General features: G+C 75.4%; 24 protein-coding genes and 1 pseudogene. 19 read left to right on the plus strand and 6 right to left on the minus strand.

Annotation, left to right across the window (positions count from 1 at the left end):
* Both ABT247_RS19315 and ABT247_RS19320 read right to left on the minus strand, forming a co-directional pair.
* On the minus strand, positions 1–419 hold a 419-nt coding region (locus tag ABT247_RS19315), incomplete at its 3' end, for an ATP-binding protein (RefSeq protein WP_350744014.1).
* Positions 420–485: 66 nt separating this feature from the next.
* The gene (locus ABT247_RS19320) at positions 486–914 is read right to left on the minus strand and encodes an STAS domain-containing protein (protein ID WP_350744015.1); all 429 of its coding nucleotides are present in this window, start codon (positions 912–914) and stop codon (positions 486–488) included.
* A gap of 191 nt (positions 915–1,105) precedes the next feature.
* Here ABT247_RS19320 and ABT247_RS19325 point away from each other — a divergent pair, with 191 nt between their 5' ends.
* The 3 genes from ABT247_RS19325 to ABT247_RS19335 all read left to right on the plus strand — a co-directional run bounded on the left by ABT247_RS19325 (position 1,106) and on the right by ABT247_RS19335 (position 3,842).
* Positions 1,106–1,657 (plus strand): DUF6328 family protein, encoded by a 552-nt coding sequence (locus tag ABT247_RS19325; RefSeq protein WP_350744016.1) that lies wholly within the window; start codon positions 1,106–1,108, stop codon positions 1,655–1,657.
* Positions 1,658–1,783: 126 nt separating this feature from the next.
* A complete protein-coding gene (locus ABT247_RS19330; protein WP_350744017.1) occupies positions 1,784–2,800 on the plus strand; it encodes an SDR family oxidoreductase in 1,017 nt (338 codons plus the stop codon).
* A 40-nt stretch (positions 2,801–2,840) separates the two neighbouring features.
* On the plus strand, positions 2,841–3,842 hold the full coding sequence (locus ABT247_RS19335) for a PHP domain-containing protein (protein WP_350744018.1): 1,002 nt from the start codon (positions 2,841–2,843) through the stop codon (positions 3,840–3,842).
* On the opposite strand, the gene ABT247_RS19340 is transcribed toward ABT247_RS19335, so the two are convergent.
* Entirely contained in the window at positions 3,743–4,867 is a 1,125-nt protein-coding gene (locus tag ABT247_RS19340) for a DNA topoisomerase IB (RefSeq protein ID WP_350744019.1), read from the minus strand. The two genes, ABT247_RS19335 and ABT247_RS19340, sit on opposite strands and share 100 nt — an antisense overlap.
* Before the next feature lie 108 nt (positions 4,868–4,975).
* On the opposite strand from ABT247_RS19340, the gene ABT247_RS19345 reads away from it, so the two are divergent.
* The 13 genes from ABT247_RS19345 (at position 4,976) to ABT247_RS19405 (ending at position 13,905) form a co-directional block, all read left to right on the plus strand.
* Entirely contained in the window at positions 4,976–5,938 is a 963-nt protein-coding gene (locus ABT247_RS19345) for an SDR family NAD(P)-dependent oxidoreductase (RefSeq protein WP_350744020.1), read from the plus strand.
* A 17-nt stretch (positions 5,939–5,955) separates the two neighbouring features.
* Positions 5,956–6,237 carry a DUF6296 family protein gene (locus ABT247_RS19350; RefSeq protein ID WP_350744021.1) on the plus strand — a complete coding sequence of 94 codons (282 nt, stop codon included), beginning with the start codon at positions 5,956–5,958 and terminating at the stop codon, positions 6,235–6,237.
* 116 nt (positions 6,238–6,353) lie between these two features.
* On the plus strand, positions 6,354–6,527 hold the full coding sequence (locus ABT247_RS19355; protein WP_350744022.1) for a CsbD family protein: 174 nt from the start codon (positions 6,354–6,356) through the stop codon (positions 6,525–6,527).
* Between the two features lie 65 nt (positions 6,528–6,592).
* Positions 6,593–7,777 (plus strand): alcohol dehydrogenase catalytic domain-containing protein, encoded by a 1,185-nt coding sequence (locus ABT247_RS19360; RefSeq protein ID WP_350744023.1) that lies wholly within the window; start codon positions 6,593–6,595, stop codon positions 7,775–7,777.
* A 141-nt stretch (positions 7,778–7,918) separates the two neighbouring features.
* The gene (locus tag ABT247_RS19365) at positions 7,919–8,137 is read left to right on the plus strand and encodes a hypothetical protein (RefSeq protein ID WP_350744024.1); all 219 of its coding nucleotides are present in this window, start codon (positions 7,919–7,921) and stop codon (positions 8,135–8,137) included.
* 178 nt (positions 8,138–8,315) lie between these two features.
* Entirely contained in the window at positions 8,316–8,762 is a 447-nt protein-coding gene (locus ABT247_RS19370; RefSeq protein ID WP_350744025.1) for a hypothetical protein, read from the plus strand.
* Positions 8,759–9,016, plus strand: coding sequence for a monovalent cation/H+ antiporter complex subunit F (locus ABT247_RS19375; protein ID WP_350744026.1), 258 nt, complete (start codon positions 8,759–8,761; stop codon positions 9,014–9,016). The genes ABT247_RS19370 and ABT247_RS19375 overlap by 4 nt, the downstream gene beginning before the upstream one ends.
* Positions 9,016–9,309, plus strand: a complete 294-nt coding sequence (locus tag ABT247_RS19380; RefSeq protein ID WP_350744027.1) for a monovalent cation/H(+) antiporter subunit G — start codon at positions 9,016–9,018, stop codon at positions 9,307–9,309. Before ABT247_RS19375 ends, ABT247_RS19380 begins: the two co-directional genes overlap by 1 nt.
* Positions 9,306–9,575: a Na(+)/H(+) antiporter subunit B gene (locus ABT247_RS19385; protein WP_350744028.1), complete on the plus strand. Its 270-nt coding sequence runs from the start codon at positions 9,306–9,308 to the stop codon at positions 9,573–9,575. The genes ABT247_RS19380 and ABT247_RS19385 overlap by 4 nt, the downstream gene beginning before the upstream one ends.
* Positions 9,572–10,312, plus strand: a complete 741-nt coding sequence (locus ABT247_RS19390) for an MnhB domain-containing protein (RefSeq protein ID WP_350744029.1) — start codon at positions 9,572–9,574, stop codon at positions 10,310–10,312. The genes ABT247_RS19385 and ABT247_RS19390 overlap by 4 nt, the downstream gene beginning before the upstream one ends.
* A 22-nt stretch (positions 10,313–10,334) precedes the next feature.
* Positions 10,335–10,679, plus strand: coding sequence for a sodium:proton antiporter (locus tag ABT247_RS19395; protein ID WP_350744030.1), 345 nt, complete (start codon positions 10,335–10,337; stop codon positions 10,677–10,679).
* 6 nt (positions 10,680–10,685) lie between these two features.
* Complete coding sequence (locus ABT247_RS19400) at positions 10,686–12,530, plus strand: complex I subunit 5 family protein (RefSeq protein ID WP_350744031.1); 1,845 nt, start codon at positions 10,686–10,688, stop codon at positions 12,528–12,530.
* Positions 12,531–12,609: 79 nt separating this feature from the next.
* Complete coding sequence (locus ABT247_RS19405; protein ID WP_350744032.1) at positions 12,610–13,905, plus strand: AI-2E family transporter; 1,296 nt, start codon at positions 12,610–12,612, stop codon at positions 13,903–13,905.
* A gap of 66 nt (positions 13,906–13,971) precedes the next feature.
* Here the strand turns inward: ABT247_RS19405 and ABT247_RS19410 are convergent, their stop codons facing one another.
* On the minus strand, positions 13,972–15,651 hold the full coding sequence (locus ABT247_RS19410; protein ID WP_350744033.1) for a SpoIIE family protein phosphatase: 1,680 nt from the start codon (positions 15,649–15,651) through the stop codon (positions 13,972–13,974).
* A gap of 171 nt (positions 15,652–15,822) precedes the next feature.
* Complete coding sequence (locus ABT247_RS19415) at positions 15,823–16,902, minus strand: carboxylate-amine ligase (protein WP_350744034.1); 1,080 nt, start codon at positions 16,900–16,902, stop codon at positions 15,823–15,825.
* A 111-nt stretch (positions 16,903–17,013) separates the two neighbouring features.
* Here ABT247_RS19415 and ABT247_RS19420 point away from each other — a divergent pair.
* The 3 genes and pseudogenes from ABT247_RS19420 to ABT247_RS19430 all read left to right on the plus strand — a co-directional run bounded on the left by ABT247_RS19420 (position 17,014) and on the right by ABT247_RS19430 (position 19,804).
* Positions 17,014–18,482, plus strand: a pseudogene (locus tag ABT247_RS19420) (aminotransferase class I/II-fold pyridoxal phosphate-dependent enzyme).
* A gap of 180 nt (positions 18,483–18,662) precedes the next feature.
* On the plus strand, positions 18,663–19,220 hold the full coding sequence (locus ABT247_RS19425; protein ID WP_350744035.1) for a hypothetical protein: 558 nt from the start codon (positions 18,663–18,665) through the stop codon (positions 19,218–19,220).
* A 50-nt stretch (positions 19,221–19,270) separates the two neighbouring features.
* Positions 19,271–19,804: an EF-hand domain-containing protein gene (locus ABT247_RS19430; RefSeq protein ID WP_350744036.1), complete on the plus strand. Its 534-nt coding sequence runs from the start codon at positions 19,271–19,273 to the stop codon at positions 19,802–19,804.
* A gap of 126 nt (positions 19,805–19,930) precedes the next feature.
* Here ABT247_RS19430 and ABT247_RS19435 read toward each other — a convergent pair whose 3' ends face one another.
* A complete protein-coding gene (locus ABT247_RS19435; protein WP_350744037.1) occupies positions 19,931–21,256 on the minus strand; it encodes a S28 family serine protease in 1,326 nt (441 codons plus the stop codon).
* Positions 21,257–21,408: the final 152 nt, after the last annotated feature.

The following is a 21,408-nucleotide window of genomic DNA, read 5'->3' on the forward strand; positions in this document are numbered from 1 at the left end:
CCCCCGCCCTTCCCGGCGGGGGCGACGCGGCGGTCGAGCGGGGAGGCCACCTCGAGCCACACCGACTTCCCCGTGCCCGCCGGCACAGTGCCCCAGGCTCCGGCGAGCCGGTCCACCACCCGCAGGCCGTGGCCGCCCGGCCGGCCCGGATCGGCGAACGGCCGCAGTTGCGGCCGCACCGGACTGGCGTCCAGCACCTCCACCCGCAACCGGAGGCCGTCCCAGTGCAGCCGCAGCTCGTGCGGGCCTCCGGGGGCGTGCAGGCAGGCGTTGGTGACCAGTTCCGACACCATCAGCAGGACGTCCTCGGCGACGGCCTCCTGCTCGTCGTCGGGCGCGGGCAGCCAGTGCCAGGACCGCAGCGCCTCACGGCTGAACTCGCGGCTGCGCTGGACCGCTCCCCGACTGCCGGTGAACACGAGCCGTCTCGTGTCTCCCGCGGCCGCTTGTGGTCCTGGTCCGGAGCGGTCCATGTCCAGCCCCCTTCACGCCGACCCGGGGGTCTCGCCCGCGTCGTCGGACGGCCCGTCGGCCGACGCCAGCGCCGCCCGCAGGTCGGGATGGATCCGCAGCACGGTGTCCGCGCCGGTGATCGCGAACAGCCGGGCCACGATCGGGCGCAGGCTCGCGAGCTCCAGGCGCAGCCCGGTGGCCTCGGCCTCGATCCGGGCGTGCAGCAGGATGTTGAGGCCGGTGGAGTCGCAGAACCGCAGCCCCGCGAGGTCGACGACGATCCGCTCGACGCCGTCCTCGGCGGGACCGGCGAGGACTGGGCGCAGGCTGTCCGCCGAGTCGTGGTCCAGTTCCCCCGCGACGGTGACCACGCGCGCCGGGCCGGCCCGGGCCACGGCGATGCGCAGCCCGCCGCCCTGTTCCTCCTCGGCCCCGGTGGGATCTTCGGCTCGCGGTGGCATGGCACGCTCCCTGGGCGATCGGGACGGCGACGTGCCGTCGCGACCATCATGCCGCGCGGCACGGACGCCCGGGCGCCCGGGAAGCCCCCGGAGCGCGGCCGGGTACGCCACTGGCTCGTCGTCCATGACCGGCGTTTGCCCGGACCTGTCACGGCTACACGCTCCACGGACAGGAGGTGGAGGCGAGCAGCATGACGACGCCGGACAGCGAGCGCGGGCACCTTCCGCGGCCGAGGACCGGTCGGCAGGAGTCGCCCGAGGAGCGGGCGGACCGGCGCTGGGCCGAGCTGCTCCAGGAGGTGCGGGTCGCCCAGACCGGTTCCCAGATCCTCTTCGGGTTCCTGCTGAGCGTGGCGTTCATGCCGCGCTTCGCCCAACTCGGCGCTTTCGACCGGGGGCTGTACGTCTCGACGGTGGTCCTCGGTGCCCTCGCCACCGGCGCACTGACCTCCCCGGTCGCCTACCACCGGATCTTCGCCGGGCGTCGACTGAAGCCCGAACTGGTCGACGCGGCGGCCCGGTTGGTGGCCATCGGACTGGTGCTGCTGGCCCTGACCGTCAGCGCGGCGCTGCTGCTCCTGCTGCGGGTGGCGACCGGGTCGGCGGCCTCCGGCTGGATCACCGGCGCCGTCATGGTCTGGTTCGCGTCCTGCTGGTTGATCCTGCCCGTCCAGCACCTGCGCCGGCACGACGGCAAGTACACCCGGCCGCCGGACGACCCCGACACGGGCTCCGAACCCTGAGGTCTCGGTTCCTGGCGTCCCGGTCCCTGATGTATCGGGCCCTCGCGTCTCGGTCCCTGACATTTCGGGCCCTGACGTTCCGGGCCCTGACGTTTCGGTGCCGCCCGCCCGGCAAGACGCCCCGCCATGACGAGACGCACCCGTTCCAAGCCCCGCACCGTCGTCATCACCGGTGCCACGGCCGGGGTCGGCCGCGCCTGCGTCCGGGCCTTCGCCACCGGGGGCGACCGCCTGGTGCTGGTCGCCCGCGGCATGGCCGGGCTGCGCGCCGCCTCGGCCGAGGCGGAGGCGGCGGGTTCGCCGGTGCGCACCGTCCTGGCGGACGTGTCCGATCCGGAGGCCTGCGAGGCGGTGGCCGCCCGGGCCGAGGCGGAGTTCGGCCCGATCGACGTCTGGGTCAACGACGCCTTCGTGTCCGTGTTCGCGCCCTTCACCGAGATCAGCCCCGCCGAGTTCCAGCGGGTCACCGACGTCACCTACCTGGGTTACGTGAACGCCACGCGCGCCGCGCTGAGCCGGATGCTGCCGCGCGACCACGGCACGATCGTGCAGGTCGGTTCGGCGATCGCCTACCGGGGCATTCCGCTCCAGACGGCCTACAGCGGCGCCAAGCACGCCATCCAGGGCTGGCACGAGGCGCTGCGGTGCGAACTGCTGGCCAGCGGGTCCGGGGTGCGGGTGACCATGGTGCAGCTGCCGGCGGTCAACACCCCGCAGTTCGACTGGGTGCTGAACCGGCTGCGCGGCCGCGCCCGGCCCGTGCCGCCCGTGCACCAGCCCGAGCTGGCCGCCCGGGCCGTCCGCTACGCCGCCGACCACCCCGGGCGGCGGGAGTACTGGGTGGGCGGCAGCACCGCGGCCACCCTGATCGCCAACTCCCTGGCCCCCGGCCTGCTCGACCGGTACCTGGCCCGCACCGGGATCGCCGCCCAACAGGACGACGAGCTGCACCGCGGCCAGGACCGGGCCAACCTCTGGGCCCCGGCCGACGCGGCCGCGGACCGCGGTGCCCACGGCCGCTTCGACGAGGAGTCCCGCGAGCGCAGCACCCAGCTGTGGGCCTCCCAGCACCACGGCCTGCTGGCCGCCGGCGGGGCGGCGCTGCTCGGCGCCGCCGCCGGCGCGCTCGCCCGGCGGCGGTGAGCCGCGGTGCGCGGAACGGCTCCCTGAGGCGCGCACCGCCATGGACCCGGCCGAGGCACTGCGGCGGATCGCCTTCCTCCTGGAGTGGAACGGCGCCTCGACGTACCGCGTCCGGGCCTTCCACACCGCGGCCGACGCGGCCCGAGCCCTGCCGCCCGGGGCGGTGGACGCCGACCGGGCCCGCCGGCTGCGCGGTGTCGGACCGGTCACCGCCGAGGTGATCGCCGAGGCCTCGGCCGGCCGCACACCCGGCTACCTCGCCAAGCTGGAGGAGGCGGCCGGCCCGCAGGCCCGCGCCGGGTGGGACCTGCTGGCGGCCGCACGCGGCGACTGCCACCTGCACTCCGACTGGTCCGACGGCGGCCACCCGATCGAGGAGATGGCGGACGCCGCCCGCGCGCTCGGGCACCACTGGGCCGTGCTCACCGACCACTCGCCGCGGCTGACCATCGCCCACGGCCTCAGCCCCGAGCGGCTGCGGCTCCAACTCGACGCCGTCGCGGCCTACAACGCCCGCGCCGGGGACTTCCGGCTGCTGACCGGGATCGAGTGCGACATCCTCGAGGACGGCTCGCTCGACCAGGAGCCCGAGCTGCTCGACCGCCTCGACGTGGTGGTGGCCTCCGTGCACTCCAAGCTGCGCGCGGACCGGGACCCGATGACGGCCAGGATGGTGGCGGCGGTCCGGGAGCCCCGGACGAACGTGCTCGGGCACTGCACCGGGCGGATCGTCACCGGGCGCGGCCGGCCGCCGTCCAGCTTCGACGCCGAGGCGGTGTTCGCCGCCTGCGCCGCGGCCGGAACGGCGGTGGAGATCAACTGCCGCCCCGAGCGCCGGGATCCGCCCGACGAGCTGCTGGCGCTGGCCGTCGGGGCCGGTTGCCTGTTCGCCGTCGACACCGACGCGCACGCGCCGGAGCAGCTGCACTGGCTCACCTCCGGCTACGCCCGCGCCGCGCGCTTCGGCCTCGGTGCCGAACGGCTGGTCACCACCTGGCCGCGCGACCGGCTGCTGGCCTGGACGGACGCCCGGCGCGGCTGATCGCCCGCACCGCCCAGCAGGTCGATGACCGCCCGCTCGACCTCCTCGCCGGTGCCGGGCAGGCCGTTCCCCTCCCCCGGCGCGAGCGCCCGCAGGGCCGGGGCGATGGTGACGCCCCGGTGGTACAGCTCGAACAGGCGCGGGTTGAGGTAGGCGGCGCGGCAGACGGCAGGGGTGTCGCCCAGGTGGACGGCGACCTCCCGGACCACCCGGGCCTCCGCGCGCCGGCGCGCGGCCGGCGGGAGCGCGGCCGACGGCCAGGAGACCGCCAGCCCGACCGCGGCCAGCACGGTGGCGTGCCAGGTGCGGAAGTCCTTGGCGGACAGGTCGGTGCCGCTGTGCTCGCGCAGGTAGGCGTTGAGGCGGGCGGCGTCGACCTCCGTCCAGGTCCGGCCCTCCCGGAAGGCGAACAGTCTCGGCCCCTGGTCGCGGCGGCGCAGCAGCGCCCGGACCACGGCGGCCACCGCGCGGTCCTCCAGGGTGAGGTCGCGCTCCCGGCCCGACTTGGCCCGGTAGGCGAAGCGCACCCGGCTGCCGTGCACCGCCACCTGGTCGCGGTGCAGGGTGGTGAGGCCGTACGAGCCGTTGGCGCGCTCGTAGCCGGGCGCGCCGATCCGGAAGAAGCCCAGGTCGAGCAGGCGTGCGGCGCAGGCGAGGACGCGGTCGGGGCCGAGTCCGCGCCCGGCGAGGTCCTCCTGGACGCGTCCGCGCAGCCGGGGCAGCGCCGCGGCGGCGGCGAGGACGCGGTCGTGCTTGGCGGCCTCCTGCCGGGCCCGGAACTCGGGGTGGTAGAGGTACTGGCGGCGTCCGGCCGTGTCGGTGCCGAGGGCCTGGAGGTGCCCGCGGGGGTGGGGGCAGATCCACACGTCCGTCCAGGCGGGCGGGATCGCGAGCGCCTTCACCCGGGCGAGGGCCGAGGCGTCCCGCAGCGGGGTGCCGTCGGCGTCCCGGTAGGCGAAGCCGCGGCCCCGGCGCAGCCGGCGCCAGCCGGGGCCGTGCGGGTCGGCGGTGGTCAATCTGCTCATGGTAAGGCTGGTGCCCCGCCCGGGCCGGACCACACGGGGGTTTGCGGCCGGGTCGGCCGGACACACGCGGCAGGGTCGGACCCCCGGGTCCGGAAGGAGGTACGACCGATGCGCGGTACGAGCCTGGCCGGACGGACGGCCCTGGTGACCGGCTCCTCCCGGGGGCTGGGGCTGCTGATCGCGGGGGAACTCGCGGACCGCGGCTGCTCGGTGATGATCTGCGGCCGGGACGAACTGGCGCTGGAGCGGGCGTTGCGGCAGCTGCGCGGGCGCCCCGGCGAGGTGGCCGCCACGACCTGCGACCTGATGGACGCCGAGGCGCCGGCCCGGCTGCTGGCCGCGGTGCGGGAGCGGTTCGGCGCGGACGTGGACCTGCTGGTCAACAACGCCGGCGTGATCCAGGTCGGCCCGGTCTCGGCGATGCAGGAGCAGGACTTCCGCCGGGCGCACGAACTGATGGCGATGGCCCCGCTGAGGATGGTCCAGGCGGTGCTGCCGTCGATGCGGGCCCGCGGCGCGGGCTCGATCGTCATGATCAGCTCGATCGGCGGGCGGATCCCGGCGCCTCACCTCCTGCCGTACGTGGCCGCCAAGTTCGCGCTGACCGGGCTCTCGGAGGGCCTGTGCGCCGAGCTGGGGCAGTACGGGATCCGGGTGACCACCGTTCTGCCGGGGCTGATGCGCACCGGTTCGCAGACCGCCGCCGAGTTCGCCGGGCAGGCGGGCCGTGAGTACGCGTGGTTCGCGACCGCCGCGTCGCTGCCGCTGGTGTCGATGGACGCGCGGCGGGCCGCCCGGAGGATCGTCCGGGCGGCCGAGAGCGGGCGGCGGGAGCTGGTGCTGACGCCGCTCGCCAAGGCCGCCGTGCTGGCCCACGGGGTGGCGCCCGCGACCACGAACCGCCTGCTGGGCCTGACGGCGCGGCTGCTGCCGGGGGCGGGCAGCGCGCCGGAGCACGGCGTCCCCGGCTCGCTGGCCGCGAGCCGGCACCCGCGGGGCGGCCCGGTCCACCGGCTGACCACCCTGGGGCGCCGGGCGAGCCGGGCGCACAACGAGCCGACGGCGTCATGACGGAGGCCCCGGTGCCCGTGGAACCGCCCCCCGTGTGGCTCGTGGTGTGCCCGGAGCCCGTCGGCCGGTGCCTGCTCTCGCTGGACGGCCCGCCGGGCCCGCACGGCCACCCGGTCTACCAGGACTGCGACGAGCGGGTGCGGGCCGAGGTCGCGCCCTGCGGCCTGGTCTACATGATCATGGTGGACGGCGGCCAGCCGTACCACCTCGCCCACCTGGACGGCCTGGTCGTGATGACCGGGCCGGACGGGCGGGTCGTCCGCGGGCTCCCCGCCCACGCCGAGCCGTCCGAGGGCTGACGGTCCGCGCCGGGACGGGAATTCCCGGTGTGGAATCCCCGGTGTGGAATCCCCGGCGCGGGGCACACGCGGCCCCGGGGCGCCATCAGCCCCCCGCCATGAGAGGAGTGCACCCGATGGGTACCGACGACAAGCTGCGCAACGCCGCCGAGAAGGTCCACGGCAAGGCCAAGGAGGCGGTCGGCAAGGCCACGGACGACCCGGGCGTCGAGGCCGAGGGCCGGGGCAAGCAGATGAAGAGCGACCTCAAGCAGGCCGCGGAGAAGATCAAGGACGTCGGCAAGGACTGAGTCCGGGCAGCCGGCGGCCGCGCGCGTGCGGCCGCCGGCCCGGTTCGACCGGAGGGAGATCCAGCATGAAGGCCGTGACCTGGCACGGGCGCCGCGACGTCCGCGTCGACTCCGTCCCCGACCCGGTGATCCAGGAGCCCACGGACATCCTGGTCGAGGTCACCACCACCGGACTCTGCGGATCCGACCTGCACCTGTACGAGGTCCTCGGGGCCTTCCTGGACGAGGGCGACATCCTGGGGCACGAGGCGATGGGCGTGGTCCGCGAGACGGGCAGCGCCGTGCACGCCGTCGAGCCGGGCGACCGCGTGGTCGTGCCGTTCAACGTCTCCTGCGGCACCTGCCACTTCTGCGTGCAGGGCCTGCAGTCCCAGTGCGAGACCACCCAGGTGCACGCCTACGGCACCGGCGCCGCGCTCTTCGGCTACACCAAGCTCTACGGCCAGGTGCCCGGCGGTCAGGCCGAGTTGCTGCGCGTCCCGTTCGGCAACACGCTGCCCATCACGGTGCCGCACGGACCGCCGGACGACCGCTTCGTCCTGCTGTCCGACGTCCTGCCGACCGCCTGGCAGGCGGTGGAGTACGCCGAGATCCCGCCCGGCGGCAGCGTCGCGGTGCTCGGCCTCGGCCCGATCGGGGACATGTGCACCCGCATCGCGCGCCACCGCGGGGCCGGCACCGTGATCGGCGTGGACCTCGTCCCGGAGCGGCTGGAACGCGCCAGGAAGAACGGCGTCGAGGTGCTGGACCTCGCCCGGCACGGGTCCCGGGTGGTCGACACCGCCCGGGAGCTGACGGACGGCCGGGGCCCGCACGCCGTGATCGACGCGGTCGGCATGGAGGCGCACGGCTCCCCCGCCGCGACCGCCGCCCAGCGGATGACCTCGCTGCTGCCGGACGCGGTGGCCTCCCGGCTGATGACCCGGGTCGGCCTCGACCGGCTGCACGCCCTGCACCTGGCGGTGGACATGGTGCGCCGCGGCGGCACCATCTCGCTGTCCGGCGTGTACGGCGGCATGACCGACCCCCTGCCGATGATGACCATGTTCGACAAGCAACTGCGGCTGCGGATGGGCCAGGCCAACGTCCTGCGGTGGTCGGAGGACCTGCTGCCGCTGCTCGGCGACGGCGACCCGCTGGGGGTGGAGGGCTTCGCCACCCACCACGTGCCGCTGACCGAGGCCCCCGCCGCGTACGAGATGTTCCAACAGAAGCAGGACGGCGTGGTCAAGGTGCTCTTCCAACCCTGACGTCCCGGCCTGGCGACGACCGACCGTCCGGGCCGGCGTTCCGGTCCCGACCGACCGGCCCCGACCGACCAGGCCTCGCTCGTCCAGGCCGCGCGGAAGTGCGCCCGACCCCGTCCGCCCCGCCCCAGGAGGTGAACGCGAATGAGCGACCCCGGAAAGCCCGTTCCGAAGGATCCGCCGGTGCCGGTGGAGACCCCCGAGTCCCGGATGACCGGCGAGGGCGGACCACCGCCCGCCCCCGAGCAGGAGAAGGGGCCGCAGGACGGCCCGGAGTTCGAGGTGACGGAACCGGCTGCGGAGTCGGAGCAGTCGTCGGCCGGACCCGGCCACGCGGCGGAGCCGCACGAGACGCCCGACTGAGCCGACCGGGCCGATCATCGGAGGTTTCGGCCGCGCCGTCCGGCGAACGGGTGGTCCGGTACGGCGATCGCGACCCCGGCGGCGTTGCGTGCGACGCGCGTACGCCGACCGGGCGGTAGACCTGGGGCGCCCGCCACCGCGGCGGGCGCCCTGACATCGAGGACTTGGGGGTGGTGCGATGCGGACGGCGGTCGAACTCACGCTCTGGTGGGGGGTTTTGCTGTTGCTCAACACGGTGCTGATCAGTTCGGTGACGCCCCTGGAGGTGGCGGTCGGCGGCGGCATCGCCCTCCTCGGCGCCGTCGGCGCCATCGCGGTGCGGCGCGCGTCCGGGGCCGCACCCGGCGGCGGGGCCCGACTGGCGCACGCCCTCTGGGCGTTCCCCCGGACACTGCTGGCCGACACCGGCCGGCTCGCGCTCGCCGTCCTGTCGCCGCGGCACCGGCACGGCGGCTTCCGCACCGTGCGGTTCGCCCCCGGCACCGGCACGGCCTGGGCGGCGGCGCTGCTGTCCTCCACTCCCGGCGCGATCGCGGTCGACGCGCAGGACGGCGACCTGAGCGTCCACACGCTCGGCGACGAACCCTCTGCGCTGGAGCGGGCGTTGACCGGAGACGCCCGGTGAACGCCTGGCTGCTGACGGCCGCCCTGCTGGCCGTCGGCGCGATCGGGCCCTGCCTGCTGCTCGGGCTGCGCGGCGCCGCCGAGCAGCGCCTGGCCGCACTCAACCTCGCCGCGACGGTGACGGCCGTCGTCCTGCTGCTGCTCGCCCAGGGGTTCAGCCGCAGCTCCTACACCGACCTGGCGCTGGACCTCGCGGTGCTCGCCCCCGCCGGGACCCTGGTGTTCACCCGCTTCCTGGCCGGGAGGGAGCGCTGATGGGCCGTCACACCGTCGCCCTGGCCCTGCTGGGCGTGGGCACCGCCACCCTGCTGCTCGCCGCGTTCGCCCTCGTCCTGCTGCCGGGCCCCTACCTGCGGCTGCACGCCCTCTCCCCCGCCGCCGCGCTGGGCGCCCCACTGGTCGCCCTCGCCCTCGCCGTCGACACCGGGCCCGGCCGTGGAGCCGCGAAGCTGCTGGTGATCGGCCTGCTGCTGGCGGCCGGCGGCACCATCGCCACGATGGCCGTCGCCCGGACCACCGTCCGCGCCGAACGGGAGGCGAAGCGGTGAACAACACCCTGATCGTGATCGCGCTGCTGCTCACCGCCGTCACCGCGACCGCCGCCGCACTCACCCGCGACCCGGTCCGCCAGGCGGCCGTCCTCGCCCTGCTCGGGCTCTGCCTCGCCCTCCTGTTCACCGTCCTCCAGGCGCCCGACGTCGCACTCTCCCAACTCGGCGTGGGCAGCGCGATCACCCCGCTGCTGATCCTGCTGACCGTCCGCCGGGTGCGCCGCGAGGAACACCCGGACGACCGTTCGGACCGCGGCGAGTGAGCCGCACCGCCCGGCTGCGGCTCTTCCTGACCGCCGCGGCCGTCCTCGCCGCCGCCCTGATCACCGCCGCGACCCAGCTCCCGGGCTTCGGCGGGGCCCGGCACCCGTACGGGGAACGGGCCGTGGCCGCCGGACTGGCCCGCCAAACGGCCAACATCATCTCCTCCGTCAACTTCGACCAGCGCGCCTTCGACACCCTCGGGGAGGAGTCGATCCTCTTCGGCTCGGTGCTCGGCGCGGGGATACTGCTGCGACTGGCCCGGGACGAGCACAAGCGCCGCGCCTCCGCCGAGCCCGTACTGCCCAGCACCCGGCTGTTCGGCGCCACGCTGCTGCCGGTCACCGTGCTGGTCGGCGGATACCTCGTCGCCCACGGCCAGTTGAGCCCCGGAGGCGGCTTCCAGGGGGGCGTGGTGCTGGCCACCGCCCTGCACCTGGCCTACGTCGCCGCCGACTACCTGGTGCTCAAGCGGATCCGCCCGCTCGCGGTGCTGGACGTCGCGGACGCCCTGGCCGCCGGGGCGTACGCCGGCCTCGGCCTGCTCGGCCTCGTCCAGGGCACGGCCTACCTCACCAACACCCTGCCGCTCGGCACCTTCAACGAGCTGTCCTCCAGCGGGCTGGTCGCGGTGATCAACGCCGCCGTCGGGGTGGAGGTCGCCTCCGGCGTGGTGGTGCTGCTCGCCCACTTCCTGGACCAGGCGGTGGAAGTCGTCCCGCGCAGGAGCGACCGATGAACCAGCGGACCGAGGTGGACCCATGAGCGTCTTCCCCTACCTGGTGGCCGGCTGGATCCTGCTCGCCGGGCTGTACGGACTGGTCACCAGCCGCAACCTGGTGCAGGCGGTCGGCTGCCTGGCCGTCGCGCAGTCCTCGACGTACGTCCTGCTGCTCGCGGTCGGCTACCGCAGCGGCGCCACCGCCCCCGTCTACTCCGACCTGCCGACCGACGCCCCGGTGGTCGACCCGGTCGTCCAGGCGCTCGCCCTCACCGACATCGTGGTCGGGGCGACCGTCACCGCGCTGCTCCTCTCCCTGGTGATCCAACTGCGCAAGCGGCACGGCACGGTGGACCCGGAGGAACTCACCGGGCTGCGTGGGTGAGGCCGGGTGCGCACCGCGGACCTCCTCCCGCTGGCCGTCGCGATCCCGCTGCTGGGCGCGGCCGTCCTGGCCGTCGCCGGCCGGTGGCTCCCCCGCCGGGGCCGCGACGCCCTCGCCACCCTGTGGGCCGCCGCCGACGTCGTCTGCCTCTGCGCGCTGTGGGCCCGCACCGGCTCCGACGGCCGGGCGGTGTCCTGGCTGGGCGACTGGACGCCGACGGGCGGCCACAGCGTGGGCATCGTCCTGGTCGCCGACCGGATCGGCAGCGGCCTCGCGCTGCTCGTCACCGTCCTGGTGCTGGCCGTCCTGTGCTACTCCTGGCGGTACTTCGACGAACCCTCCGGCGAGCACGGCGGGATGTTCCCCGCCCTGCTGCTGCTCTTCGAGGCCGGGATGTGCGGCTTCGCGCTCACCGGGGACCTCTTCGACGCCTTCGTCTTCTTCGAGCTCATGGGCGCCGTCGCCTACGCGCTGACCGGCTACCGGATCGAGGACCCGCGGCCGCTCCAGGGCGCCCTCGCCTTCGGACTGGTCAACTCGGCCGCCGCCTACCTCTCACTGGTCGGCATCGGCCTGCTCTACGCCCGCACCGGGGAGCTCGGCCTCGCCCAGATCGGGGCCGCCCTGGACGAACGGGCCGCAGCCGGGCACGGCCGGGACGCCCTGGTCGTGATCGCGTTCGTCCTGGTGCTGGCAGGCCCCCTGGTGAAGGCCGCGGCGGCGCCCTTCCACTTCTGGCTGCCGGACGCCCACGCCGTCGCCCCGAGCCCGGTGTGCATGCTGCTGTCCGGCGTGATGGTCGAACTCGGCCTCTACGGCGTGGCGCGGATCCACCGGGTGGTCTTCGCCGGGGCCGGCGGCCTTCCGGACGCCGTCGTCCGGGACACCCTGCTCGCGGTGGGCGTCGTCACCGCCCTGGTCGGCGCCGCGATGTGCTGGGAGCAGCGGCACCTCAAACGGATGCTCGCGTTCTCCACCGTCGGGCACGTCGGCCTGTTCCTGATCGGCGCCGCCCTGCTGGATCCGGCCGGCCTGAGCGGCGCCGCCGTGTACGTGGCCGGCCACGCGGGAGCCAAAGCCGCCCTGTTCGGCCTCACCGGGGTCCTGCTCGACCGGTACGGCTCGGTGGACGAACACGGCCTGCACGGCCGGGCCCGCGAACTCCGGCTGCCCGGGGTGCTGTTCGTCCTCGGTGCGCTCGCCCTGGCGGGCCTGCCCCCGTACGGCACCGGCCTCGGCAAGGCCGTCGCCGAGGAGGCCGCCGGGCGTGAACTCGGCTGGCTGCCCGTGGTGTTCGTCCTGGTCTCCGCGCTCACCGGCGGCGCGGTGCTCCGGGCCGGCCTGCGGGTCTTCGGCGGCTTCGGCCTCCCGCCGATCGAACGGCCCGAGGTGGCCGCGACCACCGGGGAGGGCGAGGGGCCGGAGATCCGTCCGGCCGAGGGCAGGGTGCCGAAGCCGATGGTCGTCGTTCCCGCGCTGCTGCTGGCCGGGTGCCTGTCCGTGGGAGTGCTGCCGGGGGTGGGGCGGGCCCTGGCGTCCGCGGCGGCCGCCTTCACCGACCGCGCCGGCTACCTCGCCGACGTCCTCGGGCACCCCGGGCCGCCGCCCGCCCCCGCGCCGGAGGCCTGGTGGACGGCCTCCGGCGTCGGGCTGGGGCTGCTCTCCGCCCTGCTGGCCGTGGCCTTCGCCACCGCGGCCGTGCGCCGGGATCCGAGGCGCGGCACCGGCGGGCTGTACCGCAGGGCGGTGCTGCCGCTGCGCCGCCTGCACTCCGGGCTGCTCGGCGACTACGTCGCGTGGCTCGCGGTCGGGCTGGCCGCGATGCTGGTCACGCTCATGGCCCAGCTGTGAGCGGGCCCGTTTCCGCCCCGCCCGCCGGGGGTAGCCGCGAGGACCGGATCGAGCCCGGCCGTCGTCAGGGAGGCACCCCGTGGACGTGAACGGCGCCGGACCGGGTCGGCCCGGCCGCCACCCCCGGCCGCTCGGCAGCCGCCGGCCCCGGGCGGCACTGCGCCCCGCGCGGGTGGCGCCCCGTCCGGCCCGCGTGGTGCCCCGCGGGGGCCGCCCGGCACCTGCCGGGGAGCGGGTCCCCGCCGGGCTGCGGACCGCCGCCGGGTACGCCTGGCGGCTGGGCCTGCTCGGCGTGGTCGCGTACCTGTTCGTCGGCGTCCTCGGCGAGCTCCAGCTCCCGGTGATCGCGCTGTTCCTGGCCCTGGTCATCACCTCCGTCCTGCGCCCGCTGGTCGACCTGCTCGACCGGGTGCTGCCGCGCTCGCTCGCCGTGCTGTTCGCCTTCCTCCTCGCCATCGTGGTCGTCGCCGGGGTCCTGGCCCTGGTCGGGACGAACGTCGCCGACGAGTGGAACCGGCTCAGCAGCGAGCTGACCGGCGGCCTCGGCCGGATCGACCACTGGCTCACCAAGGCCCCCTTCCACCTGCGCCCCGGCACCGTCGCGGACCTGAGGGCCAAGATCGGCGACTGGATCTCCGCCCACCGCTCGGCGCTGCTGAGCACCGCGCTCAGCGGAGCGAGCCGCGCCGTCGAGCTCGTCACCGGGCTCGCCCTCGCGGTGTTCTGCTCGGTGTTCTTCCTGCACTCCGGCGACCGGATGTGGTCCTGGGCCCAGCGGCAGTTCCCCGCCGGCGCGCGACCCGTCCTGGGACGGGCCGGGCCGGCCGCGTGGCACACCTTCGCCGGGTACACCCGGGGCGTGCTGATCGTGGCGGCGACCAACGCCGTGCTGGTCGGCATCGCCCTGGCGCTGCTGCGGGTGCCGCTGGTGCTGCCGCTGATCGTGCTGGAGTTCGTGGCCACGCTGATCCCGCTGATCGGCTCGCCGATCGCCCTGGCCATCGCGGCGCTGGTCGCCCTGGCCGCCCGCGGGCCGGTGGTCGCGCTGCTCGTGCTCGCCCTGATCGTGATCATCGGCCAGATCGAGGGGCACCTGCTGCACCCGCTGGTGCTCGGTTGGTCGGTGCGCATCCATCCCGTGGCCATCGCCCTGTCGGTGACGGGCGGAGCCGTCCTGGCCGGGGTGCTGGGGGCGCTGGTCGCCGTGCCGGTGGTGTCGGTCGCCTGGGCGGTGATCACCGAGCTCCGGGACGGCGGACGGGACGACGCGGAGCGGGACGGCGCGGAGCGGGATGCTCCCGAGCGGGACGGCCCCGAGCGGGACGGCCCGCGGCGGGAGGGCCGGAAGCAGCGCGGCTCGGCAGGAGACGGCTGACGGCTGACGGCTGACGGCCGCCCGGGCGGCCGCCGGGGACGACCCGTCCCGCGGCGCCGCCGGGTGTCAGCGGCCCCGGCGGCGGGGGACGCGCAGCACCAGCAGGGCCACGTCGTCGTCGTTGTCCGGCGGCCGGACGCGCTCCAGCAGCCGGTCGCAGAAGGACTCCACGTGGTGGTGCGCGAGGGCGGCGGCGTGCCGGCGCAGCCGGGCCAGGCCCGGCTCGACGCCGCTGGCGCGCGACTCGATGAGGCCGTCGGTGTACAGCACGAGCGTGGATCCCGGCGGCAGCCGCACCGAGGCGTCGGCACGGGGCGCCGCGACGCCGCTGCCGAGGAGGAGACTGCGCGGGGCCTGGAGGTAGTCGGCGCGGCCGTCGTACGTGACCAGGAGGGGCGGCGGGTGACCCGCGTTGGTCCACGTCCACGTCCAGCCGCCGTCCGCGTCCGGGGCGAGGTGGCCCAGGATGAGCGTCGCGGTGGGCAGGTCGGTGATGCGGCCCATGGCCTGGTCGAGCTGCTCGACGACGCCGCTCGGCCGGCGCTGGTGGGCCCACGCGAGAGCCCGGAGCATGTTGCGCAGCTGCGCCATGCCGGCGGCGGCCTCCAGGTCGTGGCCGACGACGTCGCCGATCACCAGGGCGGTGGCGTCGTCCGAGAGGCCGAAGGCGTCGTACCAGTCGCCCCCGACCTGGGAGGCGTCCGGCGCGGACAGGTAGCCGGCGTGGAGCTCCACCCCCGGCACGTCGGGCAGCCGGGGCAGCAGGTGGCGCTGCATGGTCTCGGCGACGCGCCGCTGGCGCTGGTACAGCCGCGAGTTGGAGATCGCCAGTCCCACCCGGCGGGTGATGTCCTCCAGCAGCGACAGGTCGCGGGTGGCGAACGGCACGGGGTTGGCGCCGCGCCCCAGGGTGAGCGCGCCGAGCACCTCCCGCGGCCCGCGGATCGGCGCGATGGCGGCCGAGTGCATGCCGGTCGCGAGGAACAGCTCGTGCTGGACGACGGCGATGCCGGAGTCCGGCTCGCCCTCGTAGACCCCCGGATCGGCCAGGGAGGCCGCGGTCCCGCGCAGGGCGCGCGACAGCGGCAGCGTGGACTGCGGGGCGACGGCGGGAATCGGCCCCTCCAGCTGCTCGTGCCGGACGGTGCGGCCGTCCTGGTGCTCGACCACCCGGGTGCGCCAGACGTCGCCGCTGTCGTCGATGAGGTCCACCACCGCCCAGTCGGCCAACCGCGGCAGCACCAGCCCGGCCAGCCGGTCGACGGTGTCCTGCTCGTTCATGGTCGACGTCAGGGAGGTGGTGGTCTCGGCGAGCAGCGCGAGCCGTTCGAGCTCCGACAGCGTCCCCGGGGCGTTGACCGCCACGTCCTCCGCACTGGGGTGGAACAGCACCAGGGTGGCCGCGCCGTTCTCGCTCTCTCCGAGGCAGGGGGTGGTCGTCCAGTGCACCGGCAGCAGCAGGCCGTCACCGCGCAGGAAGCACAGCTCGGAACCGCTGCACGTGGCCCGGGACAGGACGGCGTCCAGGACCGGGCACTGCGCCCGCGGCACGACGCTCCCGTCCGGACTGCGGTGCAGCAGCTCATGGTGGTCGTGGCCGAGCGCGTCCGCGAGGGTCAGCCGCAGCAGCCGGAGGCCGTGGTCGTTGACCGCGACGATCCGCCCGCTGCCGTCGACCGCGTAGCAACCGAGGTCGCCGATCGCGGGAGCCACGCCTGGGGCCGGTGCGGACTCCTGCTCTCGCATGGTGCACCCTTCACACGTCGGTCGGAGGGGTCGGAAGGTCGGGGGTCGGGAGGGGTGCCTTCAGTAGATCACGCCGCCGGACCCGCCCTCCCCCGTCGGTCGGCGGCCGCCGGGGAAGCGTCCGCGGGTGCCGGCGGAGAGGGGTGAGCCGGCGGGCCCGGGCCGTGCGGTTCAGGCGGTCTCGTCGACGATCAGGCCGATCACCGAGGCGCGGCCCTCCCGGCGCAGGGCCCGGCGTTGCCGCACCGCGCCGTTGCCGTCCCGGTGGAGGCGTCCGAGCAGGCACGCGGCCCGGTCCCGGTCGCCGGTGGCCGCCAGTGCCTCGTCGACCCGGGCGACCAGGGATCCGGTGGCCTGCCGGGCGGGCACCGGTCGGCCGGTGACCGGATCGTGCAGCACGCCCGTCGTCCCGTGCCGGGCGGCGTACCAACCCGCCGCCCGGATGAACTCCGGCTCGGACGGGGGTGTTTCGGCGCCGCCGAGGGTGCTGGCGCACAGCGCCCGGACGAGCCCGGCGACGAGTACGGCCTCGTCCACCGTGAGCTGCACGTCCATGGCCCTGACCTCGACCGTGGGGTAGCGCTCGGACAAGCGGGCCTGCCAGTAGATCTGTCCGGTGTCGGCGATCAGCCCGCGCTCGACGAGGGTGTTGATGCGGCGGTCGTAGTCCGCGGCGTCGGCGAACTCGGGCGGCGGACCGGACACCGGCCAACGGTCGAAGACGACCGTGCGCCAGCTGGCGAAACCGGTGTCCCCGCCGTGCCAGAACGGGGAGTTCGCGGCGACCGCGGTCAGCACCGGCAGCCAGGGCCGCAGGCCGTTGAGGACCCGGACGCCCGCCTCGCGGTCCGGGACGCCGACGTGGACGTGCATGCCGTTGATCAGCTGCTCGTCGACGAGGGCCGGTGCGGCCCGCCGGAGCCGCAGGTAGCGGGGGGTGCGGGTGACGGGGACGCGCAGCCGGTCGGTGAAGGGCACCGACCCGGTGGCCGCGAGCCGGCAGCCGCACGCCCGGGCGGCCTGGGCCAGCGAGTGCCGCAGGCGCAGCAGGTGCCCGCCGACCTCGTCCAGGCTGCGGCACACCGGGGTCGCGACCTCGATCTGCGCCTGGCTCAGCTCCCGCTGGACCTCGCCCTCGGTCAGGGCGCGTTGGCGGTTCGCGGCAGCCTGGACGTCGGCCGCGCGGGCCACCGGCACGCCGCTGGCCGGATCGATGAGGACGTACTCCTCCTCCACGCCGATGGTCAGCACATACGCACGGTTACCCGCCGAGCCCGTCCCAAACGTCGGTCGGCCCGTGCACCGGGCGCCACCCGCCGGCCGCTCCCGTTTCCTTCCGGGCCGTCCGGGCAGGCGCCGCCCATGGACCAGTCCCAAGCCCCCGTTCTCGAGGCCCTCGCGGCCTTCCACGCCAACCCGATGACCGGCTTCACGCCCCCCGGCCACCGGCAGGGTCGCGGCACCGACCCGCGCGTCCTGCAGGCGCTCGGCGCCGAGGTGTTCCGTTCCGACGTCCTGGCGACGGGTGGCCTGGACGACCGGACGTCCTCACGGGGCATCCTGGAGCATGCCCAGGAGCTGATGGCCGAAGCCGTCGGAGCGGACCACACGTTCTTCTCCACCTGCGGCAGCTCGCTGTCGGTGAAGGCCGCCATGCTGTCCGTCGCCGGCCCCCACGAGGAGCTGCTGGTCGGCCGTGACGTCCACAAGTCCGTCGTGGCCGGCCTCATCCTCGCCGGCATCCGCCCGATCTGGGTCGAGCCCCAGTGGGACCCCGACCTGCACCTCGCGCACCCGCCCTCCGCCGACTCCGTCCGCGCCGTGTTCGAGCAGCACCCGGACGCCCGCGGCGCGCTCGTCACCTCGCCCACGCCCTACGGCGCCTGCGCGGACCTCGCCGCGATCACCGAGGTCTGCCACGACCGGGGCCTGCCGCTGATCGTCGACGAGGCGTGGGGCGCGCACCTGCCCTTCCACCCGGACCTGCCGCGGTGGGCCATGGACGTGGGCGCGGACGTCTGCGTCACCTCCGTCCACAAGATGGGCTCCGCCCTCGAACAGAGCTCGGTCTTCCACCTCCAGGGCGACCGGATCGATCCGGCCGTGCTCAGTCAGCGCGAGGATCTGCTCGGCACCACCAGCCCCTCCGTCCTGGTGTACGCCGCCCTGGACGGCTGGCGCCGGCAGATGGTCCAGCACGGACGCGAGCTCTACGACCGGACGCGCTGCAGCTCGCCGAGGAGCTCCGCCGGGACATCGACCGGCTGGACGGCCTGCACGTCCACGGCCGGGCGGACTTCTGCGGGGCGGGACGCGCCGCCGACCTCGACCCGCTCCAGGTCGTCGTCGGCATCTCGGCGCTCGGCACGACCGGCTACCGCGCCGGCGACTGGCTGCGCTCCCACCACCAGATCAACCTGCACGTGTGCGACCACCGCCGGATCAGCGCCCAGCTCAGCCACGCCGACGACAACACCACCACCCGGGTCCTGCTCGACGCCCTGACCGAGCTCGTCGACGTCGCGCCCACCCTGCGGCCCGCCGGCCGGGTGCACGTCCCCGAGCCCGCCGAGCTGCGCCTGGAACAGGTGCTGCTGCCCCGCGACGCCTTCTTCGGGCCCACCGAACAGGTCCCGGTCGAGAAGGCCGCCGGCCGGATCGCGGCCGAGATGCTCACCCCCTACCCGCCCGGCATCCCCGCCGCACTGCCCGGGGAGCGCCTCAACGGCGAGGTGGTCCGCTACCTGCGCAGCGGCCTCGAGGCCGGCATGCTCATCCCCGACGCCGCGGATCCCGGCCTGGACACCGTCCGGGTGGCCGTCGAGGAGTGAAGCCGGCCACCCGGCGTCCACCCGATGGGGGGAACCTGCGACCGCGCGTGGCGCGCCGCCGGGACGGGCGCGGCCCCGACCCCGATCATGCCCAGGGCGGCCGCAGGGCCGCCGTCAGCGGGCGGGCCCGGAGGGCGGGCTGCGTCCACGCCGAAGCCGAGGACATCGGGAGAACGACGCATGAAGATCACCGTCCGTGGGGCGCTGCTGGCCGTGGTGCCGCTGGTCGCCGCCGTGCCGCTGCTGGCCGGGACCCCGACCGAGGCCTCCCCGGCCGCCGCACCGGTGACCGACGCCACCTGCGTGCTGAAGGGGCACGGCGTCTTCGCCCACGCCGTCGGCCTCGGTGGGACGAACCTCCCGGTACCCGACACCCTGGCCATGACCGGCACCGCCTCCTGCGTGGACGCCGCCGGCGCCGACGCGGGCACCGGCACCTTCCAGCGGACCGTCGCCATGCCGGCCACCGAGTGCACCGGCGACGAGCACGGGGACACCTCGACGACGACCGTCCACTGGACCGACGGCTCGGTGTCCACCTTCCGGTTCGACCGGACCGACGTCGTGAAGGTGAACGGCACCGCCTCACTGGTCGTCACCGGCGCCGTCACCACCGACAGCGCGCGCTTCGCGGGCGACGCCGTCAACGCCGTGGGCACCAGCGCCGGTACCGGCTGCGGCACCCCCGCGGGCGAGACCGCCCTCGACTCGACCCTGGTGCTCCGCCTCACCCGCTGAACGGACCGCCCGGCGACGCACGCCCGCCCCGAACCCGAAGGAAGACCCACATGCCGCTCCCCTTCACGGAGCCGTACTCGACCCCGGCCGATCCCACCGGCCCGAAGGCCCGCGTCTACGCGATGCTCGACACCGACGGGGACGGAGTCGCCTCCCGGCACGACTACTTCGTCCGCATCGAGCGGGCCCAGCGGGCGACCGGCCGCGGTGACGACGATCCGCTGGTCGCCGCCGCCCGCGCCACCGGCGAGCGGGCCTGGGCCGCGATGGACGCCAACGGCGACGGCGTGATGACCTATCAGGAGTACGTCGACTGGGTGGACGCCGACAAGTTCGACAACGTCTGCCAGTACGCCCTGGGTGCCCTGTTCGACCTCGCCGACGACGATCAGGACGGCGCCCTGGACCGGGCGCAGTTCACCCTCCTGCGGCGGGCCCTGGGCAACCGGGCCGACAACGCCGACGCGGCGTTCGACGCGCTGGACGGCGACGGGGACGGCCGGGTGGGCCGCCAGGAGTACCTGGCGGCGATCCGCGCCTACGTCACGGGTGACGGCTCGCCGATGGGCGACGCCCTCTACTGAGACCGGCCACCGCCCCGGGCCGCGGCCGGAGGGTGCGCCGACACGGCGTCTCACCCGCACGAGCGCCCGGGGCGAGCGGCCCGCCACAGGACCGGCGGGCCCCGGTCGCCCCCAGCCACCCGCCCGTCACACCCCCGCCCAGCGCCGCAGGGTGGCGGTCGCCGCCGCGGCGTCCGCGGCGGGCAGTCGGGCGATCCGCGCCGAGTGCGTCCCGCCCGGCACCTGGAAGAGGTAGGAGTCCCGGGAGCCGTTCCCGAGCCGGAACGGCTCGGCGACGGACGGGTCCGCGGCGCCGTTGACGAACATCAGCCGCTCGCCGCGGGTGCGGACCCAGCGGTCCACGTCCCGCATCGCCTGCGGCCGGTAGCGCAGGGGGATCTCGCGGGGGACAAAGGTGCGCGGCTCGGTGACGCCGGGGTAGCGGAGCAGGTCCGCCAGGTGGGCCGTCTCGACCGGGAAGTAGCCCAGCTGGGTGCCCAGCTGGTAGAAGTACGGGATGAAGCCGGTGGCCACCGCATCGGCGTAGACGGGCAGTTGGGCGACGCGGGCGAGCCAGTCGTAGAGGACGTCGTCGGAGGCGTCCGCGGCCGGCACCGACGGGCAGGCCGCCTGGCCCTGCGCCTGCCAGAACATGAAGGGCGCGCGCAGCACGGCGGCCTCGAACGCCCGGTCCGCGCTGCCGACCAGCCGGAAGCCGTCGCCCCGGGAGTCCGCCCACGCCTGGTAGCGGGCGACCAGGGCGGTGCGGCGCTCCAGCAGGGCCCGCTGGGCGGCCTGCAGGGCGCTGCGGCACTCGGGGGTGCCGACCGTGCGCAGGAAGTCCAGGTAGGCGGAGTCCTCGCGGTCGTCGACGTTGTTCGGCGCCGAGTAGGCGACGGATCCGGCCACGTCCTGCGGGTAGAACCGGCGGTGGTAGACGGTGGTCATGCCGCCCTTGCTGCCACCGGTGGAGATCCACGGCGCCCGGTAGACGGCGCGCAGCGCCTCGATCACGTGGTGGTGGTCGGCGGCGGCCTGCTCGATGTCGAGGTCGTTCCAGTCGGCGGGTTCGGGCCGGGAGGTGCCGAAGAACCGCTGCTCGGTGCTCACCTGGTTGCCGTCCAGCAGTTCGGCGGGTTCCGAGCGGTTCTGGCTGGTGGAGACCTCGTAGCCGCTGGTGTAGAGCACGGTCGGGCGGTCGGTGCCCCGGTGGAGGAGGGTGAGCCGCTGTTCGAAGCCGCCCCGCTCGGGGTGGTGGTGGTCGGCGGGCTGGTGCAGCGTCAGGACGAAGAAGCGGAAGCCGGGCGCGGCGGGCTTCTCCTCCACGATCCGCAGTCCCGGCACGGCCTCGATGGCGGCGCGGATGTCCCCCGTCCCGCCCTCCACCGCCGCGGCGGGCACGGCGGCCGCTCCGGCCAGCACCGCCACCGCCACCGCCTGGGCCACCAGTCGCCCGATTCGCCTGCGCACCATGGGTCTTCCTCCCCGCTCGTCGTCGATCACCAGTCAACCGGGGCGGCGGTCCGGGCGGATCCCGCCGAGGAGGGGCTCGCCTCCCTCTCCGGAGGGAGCTTGCGGCACGCTGGTACCGATCAGCGGACCGCCCGGTCCCCGGCTCGGCCGAG

The sequence above is a fragment of the Kitasatospora sp. NPDC001539 genome (assembly GCF_040298565.1).
Classification (GTDB): Bacteria; Actinomycetota; Actinomycetes; order Streptomycetales; family Streptomycetaceae; genus Kitasatospora.

Coding starts and splice junctions, on each gene's coding strand:
- ABT247_RS19320 (WP_350744015.1), bottom strand. CDS start 914: ATGCCACCGCGAGCCGAAGATCCCACCGGGGCCGAGGAGGAACAGGGC.
- ABT247_RS19325 (WP_350744016.1), top strand. CDS start 1,106: ATGACGACGCCGGACAGCGAGCGCGGGCACCTTCCGCGGCCGAGGACC.
- ABT247_RS19330 (WP_350744017.1), top strand. CDS start 1,784: ATGACGAGACGCACCCGTTCCAAGCCCCGCACCGTCGTCATCACCGGT.
- ABT247_RS19335 (WP_350744018.1), top strand. CDS start 2,841: ATGGACCCGGCCGAGGCACTGCGGCGGATCGCCTTCCTCCTGGAGTGG.
- ABT247_RS19340 (WP_350744019.1), bottom strand. CDS start 4,867: ATGAGCAGATTGACCACCGCCGACCCGCACGGCCCCGGCTGGCGCCGG.
- ABT247_RS19345 (WP_350744020.1), top strand. CDS start 4,976: ATGCGCGGTACGAGCCTGGCCGGACGGACGGCCCTGGTGACCGGCTCC.
- ABT247_RS19355 (WP_350744022.1), top strand. CDS start 6,354: ATGGGTACCGACGACAAGCTGCGCAACGCCGCCGAGAAGGTCCACGGC.
- ABT247_RS19360 (WP_350744023.1), top strand. CDS start 6,593: ATGAAGGCCGTGACCTGGCACGGGCGCCGCGACGTCCGCGTCGACTCC.
- ABT247_RS19365 (WP_350744024.1), top strand. CDS start 7,919: ATGAGCGACCCCGGAAAGCCCGTTCCGAAGGATCCGCCGGTGCCGGTG.
- ABT247_RS19370 (WP_350744025.1), top strand. CDS start 8,316: ATGCGGACGGCGGTCGAACTCACGCTCTGGTGGGGGGTTTTGCTGTTG.
- ABT247_RS19380 (WP_350744027.1), top strand. CDS start 9,016: ATGGGCCGTCACACCGTCGCCCTGGCCCTGCTGGGCGTGGGCACCGCC.
- ABT247_RS19395 (WP_350744030.1), top strand. CDS start 10,335: ATGAGCGTCTTCCCCTACCTGGTGGCCGGCTGGATCCTGCTCGCCGGG.
- ABT247_RS19410 (WP_350744033.1), bottom strand. CDS start 15,651: ATGCGAGAGCAGGAGTCCGCACCGGCCCCAGGCGTGGCTCCCGCGATC.
- ABT247_RS19425 (WP_350744035.1), top strand. CDS start 18,663: ATGAAGATCACCGTCCGTGGGGCGCTGCTGGCCGTGGTGCCGCTGGTC.
- ABT247_RS19430 (WP_350744036.1), top strand. CDS start 19,271: ATGCCGCTCCCCTTCACGGAGCCGTACTCGACCCCGGCCGATCCCACC.
- ABT247_RS19435 (WP_350744037.1), bottom strand. CDS start 21,256: ATGGTGCGCAGGCGAATCGGGCGACTGGTGGCCCAGGCGGTGGCGGTG.